The sequence below is a fragment of the Nocardia pseudovaccinii genome (assembly GCF_050942345.1).
GTDB lineage: Bacteria > Actinomycetota > Actinomycetes > Mycobacteriales > Mycobacteriaceae > Nocardia > Nocardia pseudovaccinii.
Window position 1 is genome coordinate 274,678 of the sequence record NZ_CP192074.1, and the last position, 22,815, is coordinate 297,492.

The following is a 22,815-nucleotide window of genomic DNA, read 5'->3' on the forward strand; positions in this document are numbered from 1 at the left end:
CGACAAGGACATTCGGGCAGCCCGTCGTCGGCTCGCTCTCGCCTGCCGGGGGGGAAGGGTTCTGACGCAGATAGCATGATCACCTCGTGGGGCGCTGGATTTCTGTAATCGATCCGGACGCGTTGTGGCTGAGTAGTATTCGCTTCCGGAGCAGGTCCAGGTTCGATCTTCCAAAGCACTGCCTAGCGTCGGTGGGTGGCCATATCCAGCAGGAGGGTGGCGTACCTGCGGTAGCGTTTGACGGCGAAATCGTCGACACCGAGCACGGCGATCGCACCGACCGGCGGGTCGGGTAGTGCGCGGACCAGCCGCAGCAGCGTATCCCGGCTGCCGGGCAACCCCAACTGGGCTGGCAGGCGAGCCCCGGCAGGTCCCGCCAGTGCCACCGCGATCCTGGTGAGCATCGCGGTCAGCTGATCGGTGCGCTGTGACCGTTTCACCGTGAGCCCGTCGACATGTTCAGCGAAAGTCTTTGCCCGACAGTCGGTATTCACGCAGAAGAACCGTCGCACGATCAGCTACAGGACTATCTTGCGCCCGCCGACAGCGGCGTCGGCGAGCCGGCGGCGATAACGGGAATGCACACGGCCCGATGAGGTTCCGCATCCGGCGCACCGGGCCATCGAGGTGGCGACAGCAGCATCCACGACCACGGTATCTGCCTCGGCTCGGACATCCTGGATCAGCAGATCGTTCAAGTGCGGCAACAAGATTCGAACAAGATCAACGCACGCCTGCCACCGTCACCCTATCGTGACGGATCTTGCGGTGACACGCCGACCAGAGCGGTCGCTGAGTAGGCCCGGGGCGCGGTGGTCGGATTGCTCCGACTCCGTCTCTAAAAAATAACCCCGGAGTTCGTTGGGGTCTTTGGTCGCGGTTTCCTTGCTGGCCTTGGGGTTTTCCGTGCTCTGGTGGTTTTTGGCCGTTCTGACTCAACTTCAGGTATTCCGAGCAGCTCTCGCGTTTGATGATGCTCCAGCGGTGGAACTGAAGGCCAGGAGGCGCGGTGGGGTTGTCGGTCGTGCGGGATCTGCGCGAGGTGCGTGCGGCGGCGGGCCCGGAGGATATCGAACGGTTCGAGACCGACGTGTTCGCGGGGTTTGTCCTGGCTCGTTGCGCAGCTGGGTTGTCGGACAACACAATTCGCTCGGACGTCAGTCACTTGGAGCAGGTGCGGACCTGGTTCAGCAAACCGTTGTGGGACATGCTGCCCGCGGACGCGGACGTGTATTTCGGCACGGTGCTGCGTCCGGTGCCGATCCCCACGAGACTTGCTCGGGCGCAGGCGATCAGAACGTATTTCGAGTTCCTGGAACTGCGGCACAAGATCGAGATCCATAACCTGACCGGCCGTGTCGTCGAGTGTCCGATCGACGAGATCAACCGGCCCAGGGGGCGGCTGCATGCCAAGCTGCGAATCCCGCCGGCCGCCGAGCAGATCGCGCGGTTGTTCGCCGGGTGGCGTGGGGAGCTGGCGACCTGCCGTAAGTTCGGGCCCGTTGCCCGCAACTACGCCGCGGCGAGATTGATGAGCGAGGTGGGGTTGCGGGTGAACGAGGCGCGCCATCTGGATCTGACCGATATCAAGTGGGATCTGGGCAGGTTCGGCAAACTCCATGTCCGCCATGGCAAAGGCGCCCGGGGTTCCGGGCCCCGCGAACGCATGGTGCCGCTGATCAACGGCGCTGGCCGGACCCTGCGCTGGTTCGTCGAGGACGTGTGGTGCCAGCTCGGCGACGATCCCGCGCGGTTGGGTGCGCCGCTGTTCTGTTCGGAGCGCCGTAACGCCGATGGCACCGCGGCCCGGGTGAGCAGCGAGACGTTGCGGGCCGGACTGGCGGAGGCCGCGGTCCGGCATCTGCCGGAATGGCCGCAGAGTCTGACTCCGCATGTTCTGCGCCATTTCTGCGCAAGCGAATTGTATTCGGGTGGAATGGATTTGATCGCTATCCAGGAAACATTAGGCCACTCCTGGGTTGCCACGACGATGAATTACATCCATGTTCATCGCACGCATGTCGAGGACGCGTGGCTTGCCGGGCAGGACCGCGCCGCCCAACGGTTGAAGGGACTGGGGATATGAAGTGGAACTTGCGGTTGGCCGCGGCCAACCGCGGCATCTGGAAAGCCAGCGAGCTGCAACGCCAGCTCGCCCAGCACGGCCTGGCGATCAGTGCCGGGAAGATGTCCGGGCTGTGGTCGGGCAACCCGGCCAGCATCAAGCTCGAAGACCTGGACATCATCTGCGCCGTGCTGGGCTGCGGAGTCGAGGAACTCCTCATCGCCGAGCCCGACAAGATCGATCGGCCGGTCGCCGACGTCGAGCCGACGGTCTCGACCGGAACCGGTGGGATGGTGGTAACGCCCAAACGCCGTGACGGCCGGTCACTTCCACCCGAGTGACCAGGCGCAGACCGGAGTGGCTCGAGCAGACGCGGGTTGCCCGGCGGGCATCGAACAACCAGGCGGACAGCTGCCCCGAATGCCTGGCCTGGGGGATGTTGTATGGCGGCTACTGCCGCGCCTGCTACGACTTCCGGCGGCGCCACCCCAGCGCCCTCTGCGCTGTGTGTGCTCGGGTCGTGCCGCTGAAGAACGGCTATTGCCGGCTGTGCTGGCTGCAGGCCGCCGCGCTGGCCGCGGATCCGCTGATCGTCACCGAGGACGATCTCGCACGGGTGACCTGCCACCAGTTGTGGTTCGCGGGGATGACCAAGATGCGTGGCCCGCGCTCCGGGGTGCGGTTGCGCGCCCGCCTCCGGACGACTGTCGCCGCCCTGCCGTCATCAGAGCCGGAGACGGACACCGGCGGACAACTGCAGTTGCATCTGCCAGGGGCCGGCAGGGCTTTCGACTGGGCCCAGCATGCCGAGCTCACCAGCCCCGCGCTGGTCCGTGCGCGTCGGGTCGCCCGAGTGCTGGGTGAGGGCCGTGGCTGGAACACCAAGCTGGTCGCTGAGCTGGACCGGGCGCTGGTCATCCTGCTGTCCGGACACGGCGACCGCGAACAGTTCCGCTACTCGGAGTTGATCGGCGTGCTGCACCGCTACGGCGTCAGCATCGACCGGGTCGCCGAGGTACTCGGCGAGATCGGCTTGCTGGTCGATGACCGTGTCCCGGCCTTCGACAGCTGGCTGGAGGACAAACTCGCCACCCTGGCGCCGGGTATCGCCGCGGACGTCCGCAGCTGGGCGCAGGTGTTACGGCATGGCGGGCCCCGCCGCCAGCCCCGCAATATCCACACCGTCCGGGTCTATGTGCGCGCCGCCCATCCCGTGTTGGTCGAATGGTCCACCCGCTACGACCATCTGCGCGAAGTCACCCCTGGCGACGTCAGAGCGGTCGTCGGCGCCTTGCGGGGCCACCGTCGCCGCCAAGCCCTCGGCGCGCTGCGCTCGCTGACGCGGCACTGCAAGAAAAACGGCACCATCTTCGCTGACCCCGCAGCACGAGTCCGCCTCGGAAGCCGTGGCGATCCGATCATTATTCCCTTGCGCGGCAACCAAATCGACGACGCGACCAAGGCTGCGATCACCCCCGCGGCCCGGATCGCGCTCGCCCTGGCCGCAGTCCACGCCGCGCGCCCCGAAGCCATCCGCACCCTGCGCCTGGACGATGTCAACCTCGGCAACCGGCGGCTGACCATCAACTCTGTGACCCGCCCGCTCGACGACCTCACGCACCGGCTCCTGCTCGACTGGCTCGAAGACCGGCGGAAACGCTGGCCGAACACCGCCAACCCGCACCTGATCATTAACAAACAGACCGCTTCGAATACCCGAGCCATCAGCGTCAACGCGCTGACCGCGCCGTTCCGCCGGCAAGCCGCCACCCTAGAAGCCTTGCGTGTCGACCGTCAACTCGACGAAGCGCTCACCCACGGTCCCGACCCCCTGCACCTGGCCGTCGTATTCGGACTCGAAGAGAGCACAGCAATCCGATACTGCGCCGCCGCGCGGCAACTCCTGCAAACCCCCGCCGAGGAACACGAGCCGCCGGGTTAAGCACGAACCCAAGGACAGACTCGCCCCAAATCCCTTGAATACCCTTGGGTTCCCGCCGAAGAACCCTCAGTTTGCGTGAACTCCGGGCAAAGCCCGAACCTCTCGCCGAACCCGCCGTGCGCCTCTCGACGCAACGGGCTCTCCACGGTTTCTGCCGTCAGGCTGGTTGAAGGGCCGTCCATCTGTTCGGGATCTTGTTGCCCCGCCAGCGATAACGGCTCACCGTCACGCTGTTGAGATCGAACAACTCGGTCCCGTCCACCGCAGTGATCGGCTGCCACCGCCCTGTGACGGTAACGAACCGGCGGCGGATGTCCTTCCAACCCCAATGGTGCCGGGTTTGCAGCATCACGAGTTGGACCAACCGCGCAGAATCTGGTTGAGCCGCATAATCACATATCCCAGACTCTGCTGCGATAGCCGATGGGTCAGGGCACGAACTTTCGCCTTCAGTGACCGGATGGGCCGGTCACCGACGAAGGTGTAGACGAACCATTTGTCTGAGCCACGCTTGCGACGCCACTGGATGTGGAATCCCAAGAAATCGACCCCGTCCGACAGGTGCCGCACCACCGTCTTCTCCGGCGAAAGCCGAAGTCCCAGTGGCGAAAGCACCTCCTCGACCTGTTCACGCATCGCCTCGGTATCGTCCTTGGTCCCATGAACCAGCACGACGAAGTCGTCCGCGTAGCGGACGATCCGCCACGTCGGCGCTCCTTTTCGGCGACGGTATGCCCGCTTGGCCTCGCTGGCCATCGTCGCGCCCGGCTTCCATGGCGCCATCACATGCTCATCTAGCACGCTCAGCGCGATGTTGGCCAGCAGCGGCGAGAGGATGCCGCCCTGCGGAGTGCCGGTCATCGTGTCCTGGTGTTCGCCGAGCTCGGTGAGGAGCCCCGCCTTCAGGAACGCCTTGACCAGCGCCAGGACCCGTTTGTCTTTGACCCGCAACCGAACCCGGTCCATCAGGGCCGTGTGCTCGATCCGGTCGAAACACGCCTCGATATCCGCATCCAGCACCCACCGATAGCCGCGGGTGCCGTAGTAGTGGATCTCGGCGATCGCGTCCTGCGCCCGCCGGTTGGGCCGGAACCCATAGGAGACCGGCTCGAAGTCGGCCTCGAAGATCGGTTCCAGCACCAGCTTCAGCGCGGCCTGAACGACCCGGTCGGTCACCGTCGGAATCCCGAGACGGCGCACCTTCCCCGACCCACCCGGCTTGGGAATCTTGCGCTCCCGCACCGGCAACGGCCGAAAGGACCCATCTTTCAACGAAGTCCGCAGATCGTCCAGGAACCCCGGAACCCCGATGTGCTCGTCGACGTCGGTGACGGTCATGCCGTCGACGCCGGGAGTGCGGGCTCCGTGGTTGCCCGCGACCCGGTCGAACGCCACGATCAGCGTTGCCGGGTCGTGCACGAAGTTGAACAAGTCGTCGAACCGGCGGCCAGGATCGGCCGCCGCCCAACGGTGAAGCTTGGCCTGCATCTCCGATACCCGCCGGCGCGGCCCCGTAGGGTCCACCGGCATGGCGTCACCGTTCGGTGGCGCGTCTTTCGGCATTACAGTCTCCGCCTTTCTCGAAAACCGCTGCCGCCCTTCGCCATGTGACCGGCTTTCCCGGCCTCGGACTACTACGGCGGCTCCGCCCCACCCGGTCCGTTCGACGGTCGGTGCGTCTATCCCCAACTGGCGCAACCGGATTGTTGCGCCACCAGGGAGTCTGACCGAGTGGTTCCCGTGTTCACTGTGTTTCGCTCGACGAAGTAGGAGCCCAACTGTGTCCCTGCGGCATCGCCACGGGTACGCCGTAGACATTCCCCGTGGCCTCCAGACCAGCTTTCGTAAACCGGCCATGAAGTTCCCCGCCGCAACCGTAAACAGCAGGGACACACCGCATCCTGCCCATATCCGCCAGATTTGAGCAGGCGGCGCATAAAGGGACGTAACAACGCTGGTTCCTCGCGTACTCCTCTTCATCCCGCTCGCCGGACACACACCATCTGGCAGTACTGGCCCGTCCCGGCTTCGTCAGGGCTGCTCCCACCCTCCCCGGCACCACCCGGATCAGGCTGCCCTCAGCTCCACCGACCTGCTACGACAGGCCAGCGATGGGGGTCTCTCACCTCCATTCGAAACACAGCGCCTCACGGCGCAAACGCTATCTGCGTCAGAACCCACAACGGTGGCAAACGACACGGGCGGGGCCGGTTTGTGGAGGTATGGCATGGAAGTATTTGTGCCGCAAGGACTATCACTCACTGGTGGCGGTATTCGCGCCGCGCACCTGTCAAGGGAATAGGGAACAGTTGTTGTTGATCGGCGGATCTATCGTGGGCGTCCTCGTCGTGCTGGTGTTGCTTGGTATCGCAGCCGCGGCTCTGGATCCACGTGGCCGTGCGGAGCGGCGCGACCGGGTCGGTTCCGATATGCACGAGCATGTTCGGCGGCAGTCTCAGTGGCCGAGAACTGATCATCTGCACCGTCGATGACCGCCTATGCTGTCCGGCTTCGGTTGTGCAGCTGCCAGATTCGACCGTCTGCAACGATGCCCGCGCGTGCCTTGTACTCGGTGGACGCGCGGATCGGCGCAGCGTCACGCTGCGGTCCGGGCATGCATCGCCCGCGCGGCATCAAACCCAACCCGAGTTTCGTCGCGCCCCGCTTGCCCGCAACGAGTTCCAGTTCATCCTCGACCAGCAACGTGCCCGCGGCGGCTCGGCATCCGGCCCGCACCGGCTTGGGGTTCGCGATGGTCGAGGTAGCAGCACATGCGACAGTTCGTGTCGGCGACCAAGGGGCCCGTGAACACAATGCAGGCGATCCACCGCTAGGGCCACGCGACCGGTAGGTCGCGGATTCGATGAATCAGTACAGCCCTCCCGACTTCCGTCTCGGACGTTCAAGCACATTCCCCCGGCACTACGAGCAGGCAGGGCCACACGTCGGCCAAACTTGTTGTAGTGCTTCATTGCTGGTCACGTCGTGGAACGATTTCATGAGTGAAGATCAGCGAGCTACTCGGTTCCTATAGCGCTAACGTTGCCGTGGCGTGCCGTGAACAGGATGCTTCCCCGCCTCGTGCGCAGGGGCAATAGGTGCTCGCGGCGCAGTCTCGATCCGTCAATCGCACAAAGGATTCCATGCCCATCGAACCAGACGAACGCCTTGGCATACGCGGGCAATCCAAGGCTGTGGTACGCGCCCTGATCACCAGCGTTGTCAGTGTGTTCGCACTGATAGTCGTCGTCGTGCTCATCTCAAAGGCGCTCGGCCTGGGTGAGGAAGAGTCGGAATCGACTGCGGCGACTACAACGAGCAGCTCAGCGCCTACCGCTCAGCAAACCACACCGGCCGCTGCGCCGGTTTCCCTGTCGGATCCGCGATGCGCACCGGCGTCGGAAAATGTCGTCGCGCAGGTGCAAGCGGGCCTGACCATGGATGGCTACCGGTTCACCAACGCCACGGTGATCATTGACGGTCGTCTCACGTTCTTCGGCGCGACGACAGTCGACGCATCTGGACAGATGCAAGAGCGTTCGGACGTGTGGATCCTGCGCGACCACGTCGTGTTCGCCTCCACCGGTGGCGCACGGAGCAACTCGCAATTCCCGAAAGCCTCGTCGTCACCGCTGAGTATTTCGCCGGGAGACGAGCGGGTGCGAGCTGTGGATGCCTGTGTAGTGGATGCGACACGCGGAAGCTGATGCACCTCTGGGCGCGACGAATCGGGAGAGCTCGCGGCGATCACGGCCCGGCCACAAGCTGAAGCCCCGCGGATCAGAATCTCCCGACTCACCCCGGCCGCACGGGCGGTGCCGATCGCCTGAGCCACCATCCGCCCTGCACCCTTGTCGGCGAATGTGCTTGCCTCGCTACCGAAATCGGCGCACCCGGGCGCGCTCGCGGCGATGAAGGACATCTACATGGCCGGGTGTATCGGCAAGGTGCAACTGGCGGTGAAGGCGTTCGAGATCGACTACGGCGCAAAGTATCCGAAGGCGTTCGCCAAGACCACCGGCGACCTGGTCGTGCTGCTCGAGTTCTTCGAATATCCGGCCGAGCACTGGATCCACTCGAGGACCACAAATCCGATCGTTATCTTGAGTCCGCAGCAGATTCGGTTCTGCGAGCTGGTGTTTCGTGTTGTGGACGGTGTCGGCGACGTGCCCGCGGGTGGTGTCGGTGGCGGGTTCAGCAGGGGCCGATTGTTATTGGATCGCGACGTGTTTGGGGTGGGGTGTCGCGGAGTTGGCCGAGGGCGTGAGCGAGTTGGCGGCGCAGCCGCTGGTTCTCGTCGGCGAGTTCGCGGTTGCGGCGCAGGGCGATATCGAGGCGCTGACGCAGTGAGTCGTCGCTGGCGCGTTGCCGGGCCGGGGTCGCGGTGGTGTGTCGGGGTTGGTTGTGGGCGCGCAGTCGCCTGATCTCGTCTTTGAGGTCGGTCTGGGAGTAGAGCCAGGAGCGGGAGACTCCAGCGGCGTCGGCGACGGATTCGAACGTGATTCGTGCGCCGGCGCGGTCAAGTTCATGCAGGGCGGCGATGGCTTTGGCGCGGGTGAATTCGTGGCGTCGTTTGGCGGCGGTGGTGAGGTGAATACTGTTGTCAGAGCGCATGTTCGGTCGTTTCCGGGGTTTCGAGAGAGCTGATGATGGTGTCGAGGTTGCCCAGCACTTGGCGGTTCATCTCGGCCAGGCGCTGATGGCCGCGGGCTTCGGCGGCGGTGATCAGCTCGAGAGCTTGTTGGCGCTGGGCGTGGTGCTGGGGCAGGAATTCGCTGGTAGTGAGGAACATCGGGCAGGTCAGGCAGGCGTTGGCGTGCGGGCAGGAACGTTGTAGCGGCAGCCCGCAGTAGCCGTTGGGCAGGGCCTGGGTCGCTTGGGCGAGGCGTTGTTTGGCCCAGGCGGCATCTGCGAGCGGCCCATCCGGGGCGTAGGTGACTGCGCGGCCGGTGATGTCGACCTTGCGGGCTGCTTCCCAGTGCCGGCGCACGGTGTCGTCGTGCAATCGGGCGTAGTGGGAGGTCATCAGGGGCGAATCGTGGTCGAGGATGCGGCGCACGACTTCTTGGGGGACGTCGCGGTTGATCAATCGAGTGCCGAGAGTGTGACGCCACTGATGCGGCGTGAGATGCACCCGATGGCCGTGCTCGTCACGGATGTCGCAGTCGCCCAGCCAACGTAGTAGCGCCATCCGGTAGGTCGACGAGCTGATCGGATGGCCTCCGTCGATGTTCTTGCTGGGCCTGGGGAACAGGATCGTCGTGCCGGCAGGCCAGCGATCGAGGATGCGCTTGCGCTGCTGCCCGATCGCGTCGACGAGGTCGGTGTCGATGGGCACCAGGGCGTCGCGGTGCATCTTGTGGTTGAAGTAACGCAGGTAGGGGGCGCCGTCGGTGTCGGTGGTGACGCAGTCGTCCTGCAGCCGCAGTGCGTCGGTGACCCGCAGGCCGCAGCGCATAAGGATGATGGTGATCAGCCGGTAGGCGGGGTTGTCGAAGCGTTCGAGGTTGGCGAGCTGTTCGAGCTGGGTCATGACCTGCTCGGCCAGGGCTCGCGGCAGCTTGTCGGGGCGGCGGGGATGATCAGCGGGGAAGAACAACGCTGTTGCAGGAAGCCCTGAGTGCCAACGATGTTGACGGACAGCGGTGAAGAAACCGTTCAGCAGGCCGATGTGGGTACTGCGGTGTTGAGGATGCGGTTCGCGGTGCAGATCGGCCAGGTAGCGTTCGAGCAGCTGACGGTCGAGCTGGCCGATGTCGTCGACGTCGACGGTGGTCAGGAAGCGTGAGAACCGGCTGATCGCGACCACCACCCGTGCGCCGCCAGCCTCCAATCCGAGCCCGCTCGAAAGTCGCAGTCTGGCCCAGCGTTTGGCCAGCTCCCGCAGCCAGGGCTGAGCGATCCGATCGAATCGCAGGGTGCGGCGGCCCTCGAAGCCGAGCCGATGCATCCGCCAGATATCGCGCGGGTATTCCGCTTCCCAACCGCCGGTTTCGGCCAGATCGGCGACGGCTCGGCGCGCATAGAGCAGCAGCGCCCGCCCGAGGCTGTCGTTGACGGTCCCATCGGCGATCGCCAGCCAGGTGTCCTCGTCGTGGTCGAGCAACGACGTCGCCGACGAGGCGGCCAGCAGCCGGACCACGCGGGTGACGACGCTCGGTTGCAGCTTGCCGACGCGCCGGTCGCGGCGCTGCTGCAGCGTGTACTGGATTTCCAGCCGCAGCTGCGGTGGCAGCCCGCCGAGCCGGATCGACTCGTCGCCCGGAATAACCGAGCCGGGCTCGAATCTCGCCGCGAAGGTATCGATGTCGGGGCGTCCGTTGGTCCGCCAGGTTGCGGTATGGGAATGGCAGAACGGCCCGCATGCTTCCGGCCAGAGCTCGCAGTGCCGGATGCGGCAGGTCGACCCGGGCGGTGGCTGTTTGATCGTCGGCGGATCGGCCATCCAAGCGTCCCGGTCGGGCCGCCGGGCCCGTTCCCACCGCTGAGCATGCAACTGGCACAAGCCCTTCCGGGCGGAGCCGTAACCGCAGCCGATGACCGCGCACCGCTGGTTCGGCCGTTGCCGCTGCAACCGTGGGTCGGCGCCCGCGATGAAATCCGCCAGATTCGGGCGTCCCTGCTTGTCCCATCGCACTCGATGATTCAGACACAGCCCGTGCCCGCGAGCATGACGGTCGCAGCCGTTCACCCGGCATGGGCCACCGCCGAACACCGCATCTTCTGGATCGAAAATCAATGTCTCACTGCGGAACTCGGCACGGACAGTCGCCATCAGCTTGCCGAGCAGGCTCTGCGGCTGGTCTGCGGACGGCGCGGTCACCAGGCGACCTGCCGGTCGTCGAACCAGCCGGCCTTCTGCATCACCGCCCGGGCATCTTCGACAGTGAGATGCCCATAGGTGGTGGCAGTGACGGTCGTGTCGGAGTGGCCCAGTATCTTCGCGACAACCTCCAGACTGATGCCGTCACGCAGCATCCTGGTGGCGGCAGTGTGACGGATCCAGTGCGGGTCGAAATCGACACCGGTGCGGCGACGCAACCTGCGCACCAGGTCGTAGACCGCCGCATAGGTCCACGGCCGTCCCAGCGGACGGCCCCAGAGATTGACGAACACGTAATCGCTGTCGAGATCGCCATATTCGGCATGCAGATAGTCGGCATACAACCGCACCAACTCCGCTCTGACCGGAACTGTCCTCTCGATGATCGACTTCGCGCGGGCACCGTTGTCGTTGTCGCGTCGGGTGACCGTGATCTCCCGCTCAGCAGCGGCAATATCGTTGTGCCGCAACCCCAGAGCCTCACCGATCCGCATCCCGGTGTCATAGAGCACCACCAGCAGCAACCGATCCCGCAAATGCTCGCACCCATCCAGCAGCGCCTGCACCTGCTGCGGCGACAACACCTGCGGCAGCTTCTTCGGAGCCTTCAACGACACCGCCCGCCGCCGCTGCGGCATCGACTTGCTGACGTGATGCAGAAACGGCTTCCACCCGCCCCGCGAGCCGCCGACCTGCCACGACGACAACAACTCTGCCACATCGACACCGTCACGGGCAGCATGAACATAAAACGACCCCAGCGCCGACAACTTCCGGTTCACCGTCGACTCACTGCAGGCTGGCGCCACCGACGGCAACGCCACCACCTGGCCATCACGAGCCTGCACCGGGGTCCGCAGCCAGGCGACGAACGCCCCGACATCCTCCAAACACACTGACCGCCAATCCAGTTCACGACTGGCAAGGAACTCGAACCAATCCTTCAGGTCGTGGGCATACGCCTTGATCGTGTTCGGTGACCGTTCAATCCCGGTCAGATACGCCAGATACCGCTCCACCGGCTGCACCGGCCGGTCATCATCACCGAGAACCGTCCACGATTCCCGCGACGTAACCGGCGAAACCACCCGCACCACAAGCACTCCGCAACCTCCACACGCTCTGCCTCCTGGACCGCTGCAGATAACCACGTCCACAAGCCAGAACCCGCACGTCCGAAACCCCCTGCCGGACATCGAAGACACTCAACGGAGCACTCAAGATAACGATCGAGTCGACCTTCGCTTCCGTGCGGCTGCGGACCAAGGTCACCAAGGGCCCGGGTGCACGCGCGGCCGGAATCGCCATGGCCTACAAGCTGATCGAGGCAGCGCAGGCCCGCTGGCGAAAGATCAACGCACCCGAACTCGTCGCACTCCTCCGCGCTGACGCTGTTCCACAAGGGCAAGCTGCTCGAACGCCCCCGCGACATCACCCCCACGCCGTCAACCAGCCCCGCAGACCGCACCCGAACGGGAGTCGCCTGTAATAGCCGACCTACAGACTTCCGATATCTCTCGGCGACCGGCCGCCACCGTGTGGCCCGTGACCGATTACGAAGGGCGCCCGCTGCTCTTCCTCGATGTCGACGGACCGCTGCTCATTCGGCGCACATACGCGACCCGAACCACGCAGCCCGCTTCGAACGCGGTCACCTCGTCGAACGCCCCCAGACTCACGCAGCCTGAACCACCTCAACCCCCGCCTGAAAGATCGACTCTGTCTGGAACACACCCTCGCCGAGGACGCCACCGACCGCGGATGGCCCCGAGAAGCTGAGCGGCACAACGCAATTGCCGCCCGCCTCGAAACGCTTCTGACCGAACTCGAATCCGAAGCTGACAGCAGCCAGTTGGAGCATCTCCCCGCACGCGACAACGACTGCGATGAATAGCGGGGCAGTTCTTGTCCGGCAACTACACGCCCACAACCCGTCAGGTCCTCCAAACCGGCCTGCCACCGATCATCCGCGAGGCTGTGCGCGACGGCCACGGCGAATTTGGTTGTATTACAGACAAATTCGACAGGCAGGTGTGTCAACGCCGAGGGAAGGTTCGCTCGGCATTGACGGCGTGGTGCCAGCCTTTCACCGGCGGCGACACGCCGACACCCACGATCTCAGGCTGGAGTCTAGGCTCCCGGCATGAGCACGGCCCAAACCGAGAAAAGCCGACCGGGGAACCGACGATGCCGGTCACGGCTTCGCAGGTATCTTCTGCTCGTCTGCACCATCGTGGCCTGCCTTGGGATACTCGTCTCGGCGAGCAAGCCGGCCAGCGCCGATCTGATGTCGTTGTCGCCGTTGCTGATCCTCGGGGGGACATTCGTGGTGGTTGTGGTGTTGTGCGTGGTCATCGTCTACCCGATCCTGGCAGTCCGATCCCGGCGGCTTCGGGTACCTGAGCTCGGCCCCCTGGCTGCTCCCGCACTGATAGTCGCGCTCACGGCCATTCTATGGAGCGCAGACCTGCCAATGGCTGTGCGCTGGCACTTCTCGGCGCACGCCTTCGACGATGCGGCACAGCAGGTGAGTGCCGGGATCGATCCACGGACGTTCGAAGGTGACCGCCTCGGCCTTTATCGCATTCGCGGTGTGGAACGCCTCAGCGACGGCATCTACTTCAGGACTGGCCCTATGGCGGCCTATTGCTCGATGGGAAGTGGCTTTGCCAATCTTTCTGGCCACCGGCCCGCGACAGGCGCATCCCATCACCTCAGCGGCGACTGGTATTGGTTCTGTTTCAACAGCGCGAGCGTTGTAGTGCCCGACCACCCCATCGGCGGAGTGTACTAGCCGGTGACGAAACCGCTAGCCTGAAGCGAGGAAGGCCAACAGGCCTGAGACGGTCGGCAGTTGCGCACGAAGGTGATTCGATACGCTACCTGCCTCCCCAGACCAACACGCCAATCTGACCCGAGCAGGTCCGCATCACCACCTGGTTCCAGATGTCGAGATAAAGCCACAGTGCGCCGGGTATCGCGGCGCCGCACAGTCCTGCGCTCTGCCCGGCGAACGCCTCCTTCAGGTCCGGGCCGAAGCTCTCGGGGTCGCTCTCGAGTATCTGCATCGGGTCGGCACACAGAGCCGCCATCGCCTTCGAGTCCCCGTTGTTGAAGGCATCGACGTATTCGAGCACCACAGTCACGGGCGGGTCGAGGGCGATGTCCATGCTGGGGACGGTAACCCGAGTTCCCCGCGCCGGGACGAACGCTGCCGTCGTGTCGTCGTTCGTCTTCTCGACCCCGGCACCGAGGCTGCGTGCTCATGCGGAGTCTGGGTCTGGTGCGCGGCAAGTGTCGCTCGCACGTCCAGCGCTACTCGCCCGCTGTGCGGACAGTGGAGCATCGGTGGTGGACTGCCGATTCGCCGACCGGATCGAGCTGCGGGACGCCGAGGCTCGCCACAGCAGACAGTAGTTTTGAGTCCAAGCTGATCAAGATCGTTTTCCGGCAGCCACAGCATCGCCGATCTGACCAAGTACGAAAGCTTCGGCGAACTCGCGCACGACGACCGGCGAGGGGTCTACAACCTGGCGCTGAGTCTGCTGCTCTACCTGTGCAGCGATCACCGCGACGCACGCGTTGCTGATGTGCCGAAGGCGAAGGGCGGGTGAGATCCCCGCGAGATCGTGCCAGCGGCTCAGGTCCGCGGCCATATTGCGGTGGAACAGCGGTGCGCTGGAGAACCTGGTCGGTCGGGCATACGGCGAGAACCGATGGCTCGATAAGCGAAAGTGATCGTAAGCGGGCCGAATCGGCGTTGTTCCCGGCGCCCGCTTCTCGCAGGATGGGGCAGCACATAAGTCGGGGCCAATCTCGGACAATCGGGAGAACAATTGTCACGCACCAGGTTCGTCGTAAGCGCTCTCGCTTTTCTGGCGACGGCCGGCACCGCGCTGGCCGGAAACGCCTTCACGAGTACCCAAGCATCCGCCGATGAGCTCACCGACCAGGGCGCCTCGGTCGCCGACCTCAACCCTGGCCCCGCGGTTCCCGCGGTCGCCGACCTCAACCGCGACGGCTACCCGGACGTCGTATTCAGTGACTTCCTTCTCGGGAACGGCGTGTCGGTTTTCTTGGGTAAGCCCGGCGGGGGCTTCCAGCCCACGGTCCGCTACACCACCGGTGGTCAGGCGGACTACGTCGCCATTGCGGACTTCAACCATGACGGCAAGCTTGACATGGCCGTCACCAACTTCACCTCGCACGACGTCTCCATCTTGATGGGCAATGGCGACGGCACCTTCGCCAATGCCGTCAACTACCCGACCGACCTCGCACCTGGGGCGGTGGCCGTCGGCGACTTCAACCACGACGGCAACCCCGACCTTGCCACCTCCAACCAGGCCCCATCGATGTCGGTGCTCCTAGGCAACAGCGACGGCACCTTCGCCAAGGCCGTCAACTACTCCAGCAACCTGGGCGTCGGCTCTGGGTCCGCCGACGCCGCAGACTTCGATGGGGACGGCAACCTCGACCTGCTACGCGGCAACTACGTCAACAGCACCATCCAGATCTACCGCGGCCGCGGTGACGGCACCTTCGCCGCCCCGACCACGTCCAGCGAGGGCGCCCTGACCGCCTGGTACGGCATCGCGCGCGACATCAACGGCGACGGCAAGCCCGACATCCTCTTCTCCAACCTCGCTGCCGGCACCGTGTCCACGCTCTTCAACAAGGGGGACGCGACCTTCGGGCCGCCCAAGGCATACTCGACTGGCGGCCTGCTCCCGCAATGCTTCGACCTCGCCGACATCAACGGCGACGGCAAGCTCGACATGCTGGTCGCCAACGGTGGCACCTCCAGTATCAGCGTCCTGCTGGGGACCGGTGACGGCACTTTCGGCGTCCCCCACACATACCCCTCCGGCGGGCTCGTCCCCCTGTCCACCCCGATTCTCGCTGACTTCAACGGCGACGGAAAGATCGACACGGTCATCGGTAACACCGGCTCAGGGAACATCACCCTGCGCTATGGCAAGGGCGACGGTACCTTTGGGCCCCCCATCAACTACGCGGCCTGATCGACTTCGACAGGCCCCGCGGGCGCCGTCTGCCTTTGCGACTTCCAGCGCGATCCAGAACTCGAGACGCGTGTCCTCTAGACGAGTAAGTCCGAAGGCCGGTCAGTGATCGTAAGCGATCAGCGACCGGGTGATTGGTGCGCCGATCAGGGTGTTGTGCCAGATCGCGGTGGCCATCGCCAGGATGCGCTGGGCAACGCGGATCGCCACGCCCTGGTAGGAACGTCCGCCGTGGTCTTCCAGGTCGAGCTGGCCTTTGAGAGTGTCGTTGACCGACTCGATCAACTGGCGGACCTTCTTCAGTAACGGCTCACCGTATCGGGTTTTCTCGTCCTTGCGGGACGGGCGAAGCATGGTGATCCCGTACTCGCCCACCAGCGTTTCGAACTCACGGCCCGCGAAGCCCTTATCGCAGATCAACAGGATGCCCTCGTGCTCAGCGGCTACAGCTGAATCGACTTCGAGCATGGCCGAAAGCACCTCGCGTTCACCGATTTTCGGGTCTGCTAGGGCCCACAGGATCGGCATTCCGGCCGGGGTACACACCAGATACAGTTTCAGCCCCCAGTAGAAGCGGGAGTGGGAAGCGCAGTAGCCGTAGCCGGCCCACCCGGCCAGCTCCGACCGCTTCACCGTGGGTCGGGACATGCCACACGGCACCGGAGTCGAGTCCACGATCCAGCAGTCGTCGAGCCAGAAATCGCTGGCGCGAGCCAGCATTCGGATCACCCGCTTGACCAGTCCCAACGCGTTGCGCAGCCGCTTGTTGTACCCGGACTGCTGCGGCAGGTACGGGAACATCCCGGTCAGATGCTTGCGGGCGTACCGCAGCCAGTGCGATTCGGAGGTGAATCCGAGCAGCGACTGGGCCACCGCCAGGCACACCAGTTCCGAGTCGGTCAGCACCGGTGGCCGCCCCGTCCAGCGTGGACCCGCCAATTCATCGTCGATTTTCACGTACAGTGCGGTCAGGAGGGCGTCAAGGTCGTTCGTCACACAATGGTCTTCGGCGCCCTCCGTCCATGTCCAGGCAACGCCGGGACTTCGGACTTACTCGTCTAGTTGCTAGGTTTCGTCCGGCGTGTGCGCGGGACCAGCGTCGAGAGGGTTCGCGGCCATCCTGGTGGCGAGGCCGGACTGCATTGCGCGTGCGGCGGAGCTATCGGTCTTCCGGTCGGCTTGAGCCTGAAAGCAGGCAAGGAACTCGTCGCCGAGCCCGAGCCGGGGGTACTGCTGGAGTACCTCGGCACGGAAGGCGGGGCTGAAATCGTCGATGTTCTTCCCCACGATGTCCAACGCCGCCGCCCGCCACAGCAAGTGAGCTTCAGGATCATCGGCCACGTCCACGTCAGGCCACATATGCCTGACGATGACTTCGCCGAGGCGTTCGCGCCGCTCGCTCGGCCAACCGGCACCGGCGGCGAACACCTGGGCGACATGGCCGCCGGCCTCCTCGAAGGAGAGGGTGTGGTTGTCGAACTCCGGCACCAGGCTGATGTCGTGGAACATCGCGGCCGCGAACAGCAGTTCGGCGTCGTACCGGATGCCCTGCTGCCTGCCGTAGGCAGCCGCCCAGACGTAGACGCGGCGCGAGTGGTTCAGCAAGGCGGCGGAATGGTAAGCGGAGGCCACCTCCAACGCAGCCGATGAGGCAGCCGTGTCAGGAATCACGAGCTCGCCCAAAACGACCATACTTCGACAGTACGGCGTGGAACGGCCCGTACCAGCACAACGACTACCGGAAGGACCTTCATGCGAGCCGTCACAGTCCGGGACCGCGAAGCTGGCATCCGCGGATTGACCCTGACCGATCTGCCCCACCCCCAAGCCGCTGAGAACGACGTCATCGTGCAAGTCCTCGCCGCCGGCTTCACCCGCGGCGAGCTGGATTGGCCGAGGACATGGACCGACCGCGCCGGCCGCGACCGTACCCCGAGCGTCCCCGGCCACGAACTGTCAGGTGTAGTCGTCGAGCTCGGCTACGGCACCACTGGTCTCACGGTGGGGCAGCACGTCTTCGGACTGACCGACTGGGCTCGCGACGGTTCGCTCGCGGAGTACACCGCTGTGGAGGCCCGCAACCTGGCCCCGCTCCCCGCCGATGTCGACCACGTCGCCGCGGCGGCTCTACCGATCTCCGGTCTGACAGCTTGGCAGGCCCTGTTCGACCATGCTCACCTGAAAACTGGCCAGACGGTCCTCATCCACGGAGTCGGTGGTGCCGTCGGCTCCGTCGCCGCACAACTGGCCCACGAGGCAGGAGCCCACATCATCGGCACCGGCCGAGCCTCCGACCAGGACGTGGCACGCGATCTCGGCGTCCATCAGTTCGTCGACCTGGACGGCGAACGCTTGGAGGACGTCGGCGAGGTCGACGTGGTACTCGACGTGATCGGCGGCGACATCCGCGACCGTTCCACCGCGCTACTACGCCCCGGCGGCACCCTCGTCACCATCTCCGGTCCACCCACCATCCACCCCCACGACGGCCGGGCCATCTTCTTCGTCGTCGAACCCAACCGTGAGCAACTGGCCCAACAGGCCACCCGCCTCCACGATCACCGGCTCATCCCTCTCGTCAACGCCGTGCGCCCCCTGGCCGACGCCCCCGCGGCCTTCAGCCCCGACGGACGCACCCGCGGCAGAACGATCATCGAGGTGACCACGGACTGACGCTCGCCGGTCGGACGTGATCCGCGCGCACGGTCCGTCCTAGCCGAACTCCGGCCCAACACCGACGACCTTCTCGCAGTACCGACGCCACCAAGATCGAAGACTTCGAACTCGCGCGCCGTCTCTTCCTCGAGGCTCCCCATGGCCTGCGTTCTGCCCTGCTGCTCCACATGTATGACGGCATCACTCTGGCAGTGGCCGCCACGGCCCGTCATGAAGGCGCTTCTTGAACAAAGGCTTTCGAGTAGGGGCGCAGCAGGATTCGTCGGAGCATGCACTCTGCTGGCAGGTGTGTACGCCACCTTCTTCGTGCTCCCGTGCTCCGGTTCTTCCCGCTCGGCTCGCCTGCTGGGGTGCCCATAAAAGTTGGGGCGCAACGATCTTCATTCAGGACGCGAAGTGTTCGGTAGTACCGAGGGGAAGGACATTCGATGAAAAGGATCATCGGCATCATCGTGGCGGCTGCGGCGGTGACCCTGGCGACGGCATGTCAGGATGGAGTGACGACGCAGACGTCCGGGACGTCGTCGATGTCGAACTCCACTACCGCTGCCGTGCCGGGATCCGCGACCGCTGCCGTGCCGGGATCCGCTCAGCCTCCCGTCACGCAGCAGTCACCAGGTGCCACGCAGCCTGCTGGTGACAATGCTCCTGCCACTGCCGGAAGCGGCAGATGCGTCGATCTGAAGTCGGCGGTGGTCACAGCCGCGCTCGGCACACTCGGTCCTGGTGTCGGCGGCGACGGGTTCTACGCGGACAGCGGGACAGATGCCGCCATCGGCGCCTGTCCCGCCATACTTTGGGTGCTCGCCGGGACTCCGCACGGCACCGCTAGCTCACCCTGGCACGTGATGCTGTTCAACCACGCGGGTTATCTGGGCACCGCGACCAAGAAGTCGACTTCTTATACGCAGGTGGTGGGCTCGTCCGATCGCAGCGTCCGGGTCCAATACCGTTGGCTGGCGGGTAAAGACGCCAGCTGCTGTCCCTCGGGTGGGCCGGTCATTGTCACACTCACCCTGGGCGCGGACGATCGCACGGTGACCCCGGACCGTGACTTTCCGACGGAGGTGATCGATCCGAGTTCAGCGAGCGTGCCGCCGGTGTGCCCGGTTACCAAGGCCGTATTGCTCGAAGCGTTGCGAGGCACCGATATCGAGTCGCGGTTGGCGACGCCGATCGAACTCGAGGATCGAATCGACTGTGCGGGTGAGTGGGCGATGGCCCATACGGGAACCCACAACAATACTGTCAACCGAGCCCAAGTCTTGTTCCACTACGTAGCGGCCGACGGAGGCTGGAAGCCTGTGGACCTCGGCAGTGCGCTGCACTGCACCGAGATCGGCGTGCCTGCCGATGTCGCGGACAAGATCTGCCACTGAGCGTCGTGAGGTCAGTCGGCAATCTGGCGAGTCGCCCGATTGGGCAGGATCCCGGCCTGGACGAGTTCGTCGTAGATCCGCTGCTGCTCATCGTCGAGATTCGAGTACAGCATGTCGTATGCCAGATCTTCCTCGGCGAGCACCGCGACCGGATCCCAGTCGTCACCGAGCGCCGCGACGACGGCGCTGCGCCGTCGTGTCTCGTCCAGCGTGAGGTCGTAAGCAAAATTGTGGTCGGCCATGTAGGCATCTCCAACCGGGTTCTTTCCGAAAACGATTTGATGACGATGCCCAACCACGCCTTCTCGAGCAATGATCTGCATCACATTCCACGTCGGACTTCGTCACATTCGATGCCCGTGCGCGGACTGGACCGCGAAGTAAATGCGTCCACATAATCGCCAGGAAACCGCCGAAATCGGGTACGCGACGCTATCGCGCCACGCCACCAAGAGAGCGGAACTCGCCAATGGCCGTCGCTGGGTGCTGCCGCCTGCCACTCCGATGCTATTTACCCCGACGCGAACACCCCGCCAGATCTAACCCGAACTGGGCCGTACGACACAGCGGCCGATGACGCACGCACGATATTCGGCAAAGTAGTGCATGTCGAGTTATGGATCGTCGGATGACCTTGCAGGACAGGTGATCCAACTTCACCAGCCCAGGCAGATCTTCTGGGTAGGCGTGCCGTGACGCAGCCGGACAGCGACTGTCCCGAACGCGGTGCCGAGATCACCAGAGGCTGGTTTGTCTCGGTGCTGCGAATCCGTTGCGCAGCGCGATCGGTGCGCCGGGCGCGTACTCGATCCAGCAGGACTGACTATGTGTATGAGACGAGTCCGAGCAGCGCGAACTGCTCGGACTCGACGAAAAGACTTGTGCCCTAGGGGATCAGGGCAGTACCTGGGGGATGACGCCCGGGTTGATCGAGCCGATGATCCCGCCGATCACGGCGCCGATAAGGGTGGGCACGGGATCGATGAAGGAACCGGTGGCGGAGCCGATCGCAGCGCCCGCAGCCGCGCCGTTCAGCACTGGATCGGGGTACTGGGCGTCCGGGTTGGTGGTGACATCCTCCAGCGGGAGCCCGGCGATCGGGGCAATAACCGATGCCGCCGGAGCCGCAGCAGCAGCCTGACCCGCGTCGGCGGACGACGCGCCCGCGAATACGACGGCCGCAGCCAACGGCAGTGCACTCACTACAAGGACGCGACTCGTCTTGATCAGGGCAGAACGGAACATTGTTTTCCTAACCTTTTGGGGCCCTCGGAACAACCGAGTTCCACTACTTCATCAGGGGAGACTGCCTCTTGCTGCTCCGATGAATAGACAGCATCGAGCAGCCACTATTGCGCACCGCGCCCGAAGATGCTGCGCTACATGCGAACTCGCACAGTACCGGCATAACAAAGTAATGACCAGAGATCTGACCGGAAAGCCTGGTTCCGTCGGATCAGGGCAGCGCCGGAGTGCTCGGGCGAAATAGCTCCGATGCATGAATGGGCATTCGCACATCCGGCATTATCGGATGTTCGAGAGAGGTAGAAGCTCGGCCGAGCGCGAAACGCTCATGTGTCCCTGTTGTCGTCCATTCGCGAATATCTTCGGTGCACGCACGTGGCGACACGTCACGCGGATTCGCGAATAACTGCCGTAATCGCACACGGACTAGAGTCGCCCGGCCGAGCAGGCTCGCAAACCGTTTGTGGCCGGAATACGGTGCACGGATGAGTTTTTCCGGCTGGCGGCGTACGCCGTGTGGACCGTGGACGGACGCGTACTGCCCGGGGCCAAGGGGCCGGGTTCCGGCGGCTGGCGAAATCTGATTCTCGGTTGACAGGTATGTCACCGTTGACCTTCGTGAACGACAACGTCGCCGCGATCCGAAATCTAGCGGGTTTGGCCACGCCGATGGCGCTACGTGTTGCGGTAACCCTGGGACTGCCGGACCGGCTGCGAGGTGACGGGGCCGCTGTCGAGCAGATCGCGACCGAACTCGACGTGTCATCGGTGGCGCTCGAGCTTCTGTTGGGACATCTTGCGGCCCTTGAGATTATCGAGCGTGCGTCCACCGGCTACCGGACCACCGACTACGGGGCAGCGCTGTGCAGGGACGCCGACAACGGCTTGGTCAATCTTCTGCACCTGGACATGGCTGGTGGCCGTGCCGACTTGGCGTTCGTCGAGCTGCTGCACAGCGTCACTACCGGCGAGGCGGGCTATGCACGCCGCTATGGGCAGGATTTTTGGGCCGACCTCGCCGGATATCCGAACTTGCGAGCCTCGTTCGACCAGCAGATGACCGATCGGTTCCGTGAACAGATCCCGCGGATCGTCGCCGGTTACGGCTGGGGTCGCTTTTCCACCATCGTCGACGTCGGTGGCGGTCACGGAACTTTGCTCGCCGCGATTCTGGCCGCTCACCCTGGTATGTGCGGCCACCTGGTCGATCTCGAACCCACCGCGGCCGAGGCAGGCAGTACCTTCAGCGCGCACCACGTCGGGGACCGAGCTCGAGTGAGCGCGGGTAGTTTCTTCGACCCGCTGCCGCAAAGGGCGCAGGCCTATTTGTTGTGCGACATCCTGCACGACTGGGACGACGAACACGCGCACCGGATCCTCGGCCGGTGCGTTGAGGCCGTCCACCCGACCGGCCGGATCCTGGTCATCGAACCGGTTGGCGGCCGACGGGCGAACACCGAGTTCGATCTGGCGATGCTCGTGATCTTCGGCGGCCGCGAACGTCGGGTCGATGAGTTCCGCGCCCTTGCCTCGGCTCACGGACTGGCCCTCGAAACCGTGATCGACCTGACCGAGCAGCGGTGTCTTCTGGAGTTCCGCCTCACCGCCACCACTTGACTACTGATCCAACACCCCGCTCCAATTCGGGCTGCCCGGCTCGT

The 22,815-nt window shown here is 64.7% G+C and carries 21 protein-coding genes and 3 pseudogenes; 11 read left to right on the forward strand and 13 right to left on the reverse strand.

The genetic code is table 11. The features are described 5' to 3' along the window. Nucleotides 1-182: 182 nt before the first annotated feature. Nucleotides 183-494, reverse strand: coding sequence for a hypothetical protein (locus ACQPZ2_RS01335; RefSeq protein WP_433523935.1), 312 nt, complete (start codon nucleotides 492-494; stop codon nucleotides 183-185). A 515-nt stretch (nucleotides 495-1,009) separates the two neighbouring features. Here ACQPZ2_RS01335 and ACQPZ2_RS01340 point away from each other — a divergent pair. From ACQPZ2_RS01340 to ACQPZ2_RS01350, 3 genes are read left to right on the forward strand one after another with little or no spacing between them, the layout of a single operon-like run. Next, the gene (locus ACQPZ2_RS01340) at nucleotides 1,010-2,086 is read left to right on the forward strand and encodes a tyrosine-type recombinase/integrase (RefSeq protein WP_433521536.1); all 1,077 of its coding nucleotides are present in this window, start codon (nucleotides 1,010-1,012) and stop codon (nucleotides 2,084-2,086) included. Beyond that, a complete protein-coding gene (locus ACQPZ2_RS01345; RefSeq protein ID WP_433521535.1) occupies nucleotides 2,083-2,406 on the forward strand; it encodes a helix-turn-helix domain-containing protein in 324 nt (107 codons plus the stop codon). The genes ACQPZ2_RS01340 and ACQPZ2_RS01345 overlap by 4 nt, the downstream gene beginning before the upstream one ends. Continuing rightward, nucleotides 2,403-4,007, forward strand: coding sequence for a hypothetical protein (locus ACQPZ2_RS01350; RefSeq protein ID WP_433521534.1), 1,605 nt, complete (start codon nucleotides 2,403-2,405; stop codon nucleotides 4,005-4,007). The genes ACQPZ2_RS01345 and ACQPZ2_RS01350 overlap by 4 nt, the downstream gene beginning before the upstream one ends. Before the next feature lie 348 nt (nucleotides 4,008-4,355). Here ACQPZ2_RS01350 and ACQPZ2_RS01355 read toward each other — a convergent pair whose 3' ends face one another. Further along, complete coding sequence (locus tag ACQPZ2_RS01355; RefSeq protein WP_433527709.1) at nucleotides 4,356-4,439, reverse strand: group II intron maturase-specific domain-containing protein; 84 nt, start codon at nucleotides 4,437-4,439, stop codon at nucleotides 4,356-4,358. Beyond that, nucleotides 4,422-5,357 (reverse strand): annotated as a pseudogene (gene ltrA / locus ACQPZ2_RS01360) (group II intron reverse transcriptase/maturase); the annotation flags it as partial. The pseudogene ltrA and the gene ACQPZ2_RS01355, both read right to left, overlap by 18 nt. Before the next feature lie 1,748 nt (nucleotides 5,358-7,105). On the opposite strand from ltrA, the gene ACQPZ2_RS01365 reads away from it, so the two are divergent. Both ACQPZ2_RS01365 and ACQPZ2_RS01370 read left to right on the forward strand, forming a co-directional pair. Beyond that, nucleotides 7,106-7,714 (forward strand): hypothetical protein, encoded by a 609-nt coding sequence (locus tag ACQPZ2_RS01365; RefSeq protein WP_433527730.1) that lies wholly within the window; start codon nucleotides 7,106-7,108, stop codon nucleotides 7,712-7,714. A gap of 150 nt (nucleotides 7,715-7,864) precedes the next feature. Next, nucleotides 7,865-8,104 (forward strand): annotated as a pseudogene (locus tag ACQPZ2_RS01370) (transposase); the annotation flags it as partial. Nucleotides 8,105-8,201: 97 nt separating this feature from the next. On the opposite strand, the gene ACQPZ2_RS01375 reads toward ACQPZ2_RS01370, so the two are convergent. From ACQPZ2_RS01375 to ACQPZ2_RS01385, 3 genes are read right to left on the reverse strand one after another with little or no spacing between them, the layout of a single operon-like run. Then, nucleotides 8,202-8,621, reverse strand: coding sequence for a DUF6262 family protein (locus ACQPZ2_RS01375; protein WP_433523936.1), 420 nt, complete (start codon nucleotides 8,619-8,621; stop codon nucleotides 8,202-8,204). Continuing rightward, nucleotides 8,611-10,830: a tyrosine-type recombinase/integrase gene (locus ACQPZ2_RS01380; protein ID WP_433523937.1), complete on the reverse strand. Its 2,220-nt coding sequence runs from the start codon at nucleotides 10,828-10,830 to the stop codon at nucleotides 8,611-8,613. Before ACQPZ2_RS01380 ends, ACQPZ2_RS01375 begins: the two co-directional genes overlap by 11 nt. Then, nucleotides 10,827-11,933 (reverse strand): site-specific integrase, encoded by a 1,107-nt coding sequence (locus tag ACQPZ2_RS01385; RefSeq protein ID WP_433523938.1) that lies wholly within the window; start codon nucleotides 11,931-11,933, stop codon nucleotides 10,827-10,829. The genes ACQPZ2_RS01380 and ACQPZ2_RS01385 overlap by 4 nt, the downstream gene beginning before the upstream one ends. A gap of 125 nt (nucleotides 11,934-12,058) precedes the next feature. Here ACQPZ2_RS01385 and ACQPZ2_RS01390 point away from each other — a divergent pair. Then, nucleotides 12,059-12,314: pseudogene (locus tag ACQPZ2_RS01390) on the forward strand (IS256 family transposase); the annotation flags it as partial. Nucleotides 12,315-12,505: 191 nt separating this feature from the next. Here ACQPZ2_RS01390 and ACQPZ2_RS01395 read toward each other — a convergent pair. Next, nucleotides 12,506-12,691, reverse strand: coding sequence for a hypothetical protein (locus tag ACQPZ2_RS01395; protein ID WP_433523939.1), 186 nt, complete (start codon nucleotides 12,689-12,691; stop codon nucleotides 12,506-12,508). Between the two features lie 282 nt (nucleotides 12,692-12,973). Here ACQPZ2_RS01395 and ACQPZ2_RS01400 point away from each other — a divergent pair, with 282 nt between their 5' ends. Continuing rightward, a complete protein-coding gene (locus ACQPZ2_RS01400; RefSeq protein WP_433523940.1) occupies nucleotides 12,974-13,624 on the forward strand; it encodes a hypothetical protein in 651 nt (216 codons plus the stop codon). An 85-nt stretch (nucleotides 13,625-13,709) separates the two neighbouring features. Here ACQPZ2_RS01400 and ACQPZ2_RS01405 read toward each other — a convergent pair whose 3' ends face one another. Then, a complete protein-coding gene (locus ACQPZ2_RS01405) occupies nucleotides 13,710-14,000 on the reverse strand; it encodes a hypothetical protein (protein ID WP_433523941.1) in 291 nt (96 codons plus the stop codon). Nucleotides 14,001-14,264: 264 nt separating this feature from the next. Next, nucleotides 14,265-14,486, reverse strand: coding sequence for a hypothetical protein (locus tag ACQPZ2_RS01410; RefSeq protein WP_433523942.1), 222 nt, complete (start codon nucleotides 14,484-14,486; stop codon nucleotides 14,265-14,267). Between the two features lie 180 nt (nucleotides 14,487-14,666). On the opposite strand from ACQPZ2_RS01410, the gene ACQPZ2_RS01415 reads away from it, so the two are divergent. Further along, on the forward strand, nucleotides 14,667-15,854 hold the full coding sequence (locus ACQPZ2_RS01415) for an FG-GAP repeat domain-containing protein (protein ID WP_433523943.1): 1,188 nt from the start codon (nucleotides 14,667-14,669) through the stop codon (nucleotides 15,852-15,854). A 102-nt stretch (nucleotides 15,855-15,956) separates the two neighbouring features. On the opposite strand, the gene ACQPZ2_RS01420 is transcribed toward ACQPZ2_RS01415, so the two are convergent. Together ACQPZ2_RS01420 and ACQPZ2_RS01425 are read right to left on the reverse strand one after the other, a co-directional pair. Next, nucleotides 15,957-16,850, reverse strand: coding sequence for an IS982 family transposase (locus ACQPZ2_RS01420; protein ID WP_433523944.1), 894 nt, complete (start codon nucleotides 16,848-16,850; stop codon nucleotides 15,957-15,959). Nucleotides 16,851-16,919: 69 nt separating this feature from the next. Beyond that, nucleotides 16,920-17,546 (reverse strand): HD domain-containing protein, encoded by a 627-nt coding sequence (locus ACQPZ2_RS01425; protein ID WP_433523945.1) that lies wholly within the window; start codon nucleotides 17,544-17,546, stop codon nucleotides 16,920-16,922. Nucleotides 17,547-17,606: 60 nt separating this feature from the next. Here ACQPZ2_RS01425 and ACQPZ2_RS01430 point away from each other — a divergent pair, with 60 nt between their 5' ends. Together ACQPZ2_RS01430 and ACQPZ2_RS01435 are read left to right on the forward strand one after the other, a co-directional pair. Then, entirely contained in the window at nucleotides 17,607-18,527 is a 921-nt protein-coding gene (locus ACQPZ2_RS01430; RefSeq protein ID WP_433523946.1) for an NADP-dependent oxidoreductase, read from the forward strand. Nucleotides 18,528-18,958: 431 nt separating this feature from the next. After that, nucleotides 18,959-19,909, forward strand: a complete 951-nt coding sequence (locus tag ACQPZ2_RS01435) for an LppP/LprE family lipoprotein (RefSeq protein WP_433523947.1) — start codon at nucleotides 18,959-18,961, stop codon at nucleotides 19,907-19,909. Between the two features lie 11 nt (nucleotides 19,910-19,920). On the opposite strand, the gene ACQPZ2_RS01440 is transcribed toward ACQPZ2_RS01435, so the two are convergent. Together ACQPZ2_RS01440 and ACQPZ2_RS01445 are read right to left on the reverse strand one after the other, a co-directional pair. Then, nucleotides 19,921-20,151 carry a DUF6400 family protein gene (locus ACQPZ2_RS01440; RefSeq protein WP_433523948.1) on the reverse strand — a complete coding sequence of 77 codons (231 nt, stop codon included), beginning with the start codon at nucleotides 20,149-20,151 and terminating at the stop codon, nucleotides 19,921-19,923. Nucleotides 20,152-20,803: 652 nt separating this feature from the next. Then, the gene (locus tag ACQPZ2_RS01445) at nucleotides 20,804-21,154 is read right to left on the reverse strand and encodes a glycine zipper domain-containing protein (RefSeq protein ID WP_063039937.1); all 351 of its coding nucleotides are present in this window, start codon (nucleotides 21,152-21,154) and stop codon (nucleotides 20,804-20,806) included. A gap of 618 nt (nucleotides 21,155-21,772) precedes the next feature. Between ACQPZ2_RS01445 and ACQPZ2_RS01450 the strand changes: the two genes are divergently transcribed. Then, entirely contained in the window at nucleotides 21,773-22,771 is a 999-nt protein-coding gene (locus ACQPZ2_RS01450) for a methyltransferase (protein WP_433523949.1), read from the forward strand. The last annotated feature ends 44 nt before the right edge of the window (nucleotides 22,772-22,815 follow it).

Coding starts and splice junctions, on each gene's coding strand:
- ACQPZ2_RS01395 (WP_433523939.1), bottom strand. CDS start 12,691: ATGCTCCAACTGGCTGCTGTCAGCTTCGGATTCGAGTTCGGTCAGAAG.
- ACQPZ2_RS01375 (WP_433523936.1), bottom strand. CDS start 8,621: ATGCGCTCTGACAACAGTATTCACCTCACCACCGCCGCCAAACGACGC.
- ACQPZ2_RS01445 (WP_063039937.1), bottom strand. CDS start 21,154: ATGTTCCGTTCTGCCCTGATCAAGACGAGTCGCGTCCTTGTAGTGAGT.
- ACQPZ2_RS01405 (WP_433523941.1), bottom strand. CDS start 14,000: ATGGACATCGCCCTCGACCCGCCCGTGACTGTGGTGCTCGAATACGTC.
- ACQPZ2_RS01440 (WP_433523948.1), bottom strand. CDS start 20,151: ATGGCCGACCACAATTTTGCTTACGACCTCACGCTGGACGAGACACGA.
- ACQPZ2_RS01425 (WP_433523945.1), bottom strand. CDS start 17,546: ATGGTCGTTTTGGGCGAGCTCGTGATTCCTGACACGGCTGCCTCATCG.
- ACQPZ2_RS01400 (WP_433523940.1), top strand. CDS start 12,974: ATGAGCACGGCCCAAACCGAGAAAAGCCGACCGGGGAACCGACGATGC.
- ACQPZ2_RS01345 (WP_433521535.1), top strand. CDS start 2,083: ATGAAGTGGAACTTGCGGTTGGCCGCGGCCAACCGCGGCATCTGGAAA.
- ACQPZ2_RS01435 (WP_433523947.1), top strand. CDS start 18,959: ATGAAAAGGATCATCGGCATCATCGTGGCGGCTGCGGCGGTGACCCTG.
- ACQPZ2_RS01410 (WP_433523942.1), bottom strand. CDS start 14,486: ATGGCCGCGGACCTGAGCCGCTGGCACGATCTCGCGGGGATCTCACCC.
- ACQPZ2_RS01430 (WP_433523946.1), top strand. CDS start 17,607: ATGCGAGCCGTCACAGTCCGGGACCGCGAAGCTGGCATCCGCGGATTG.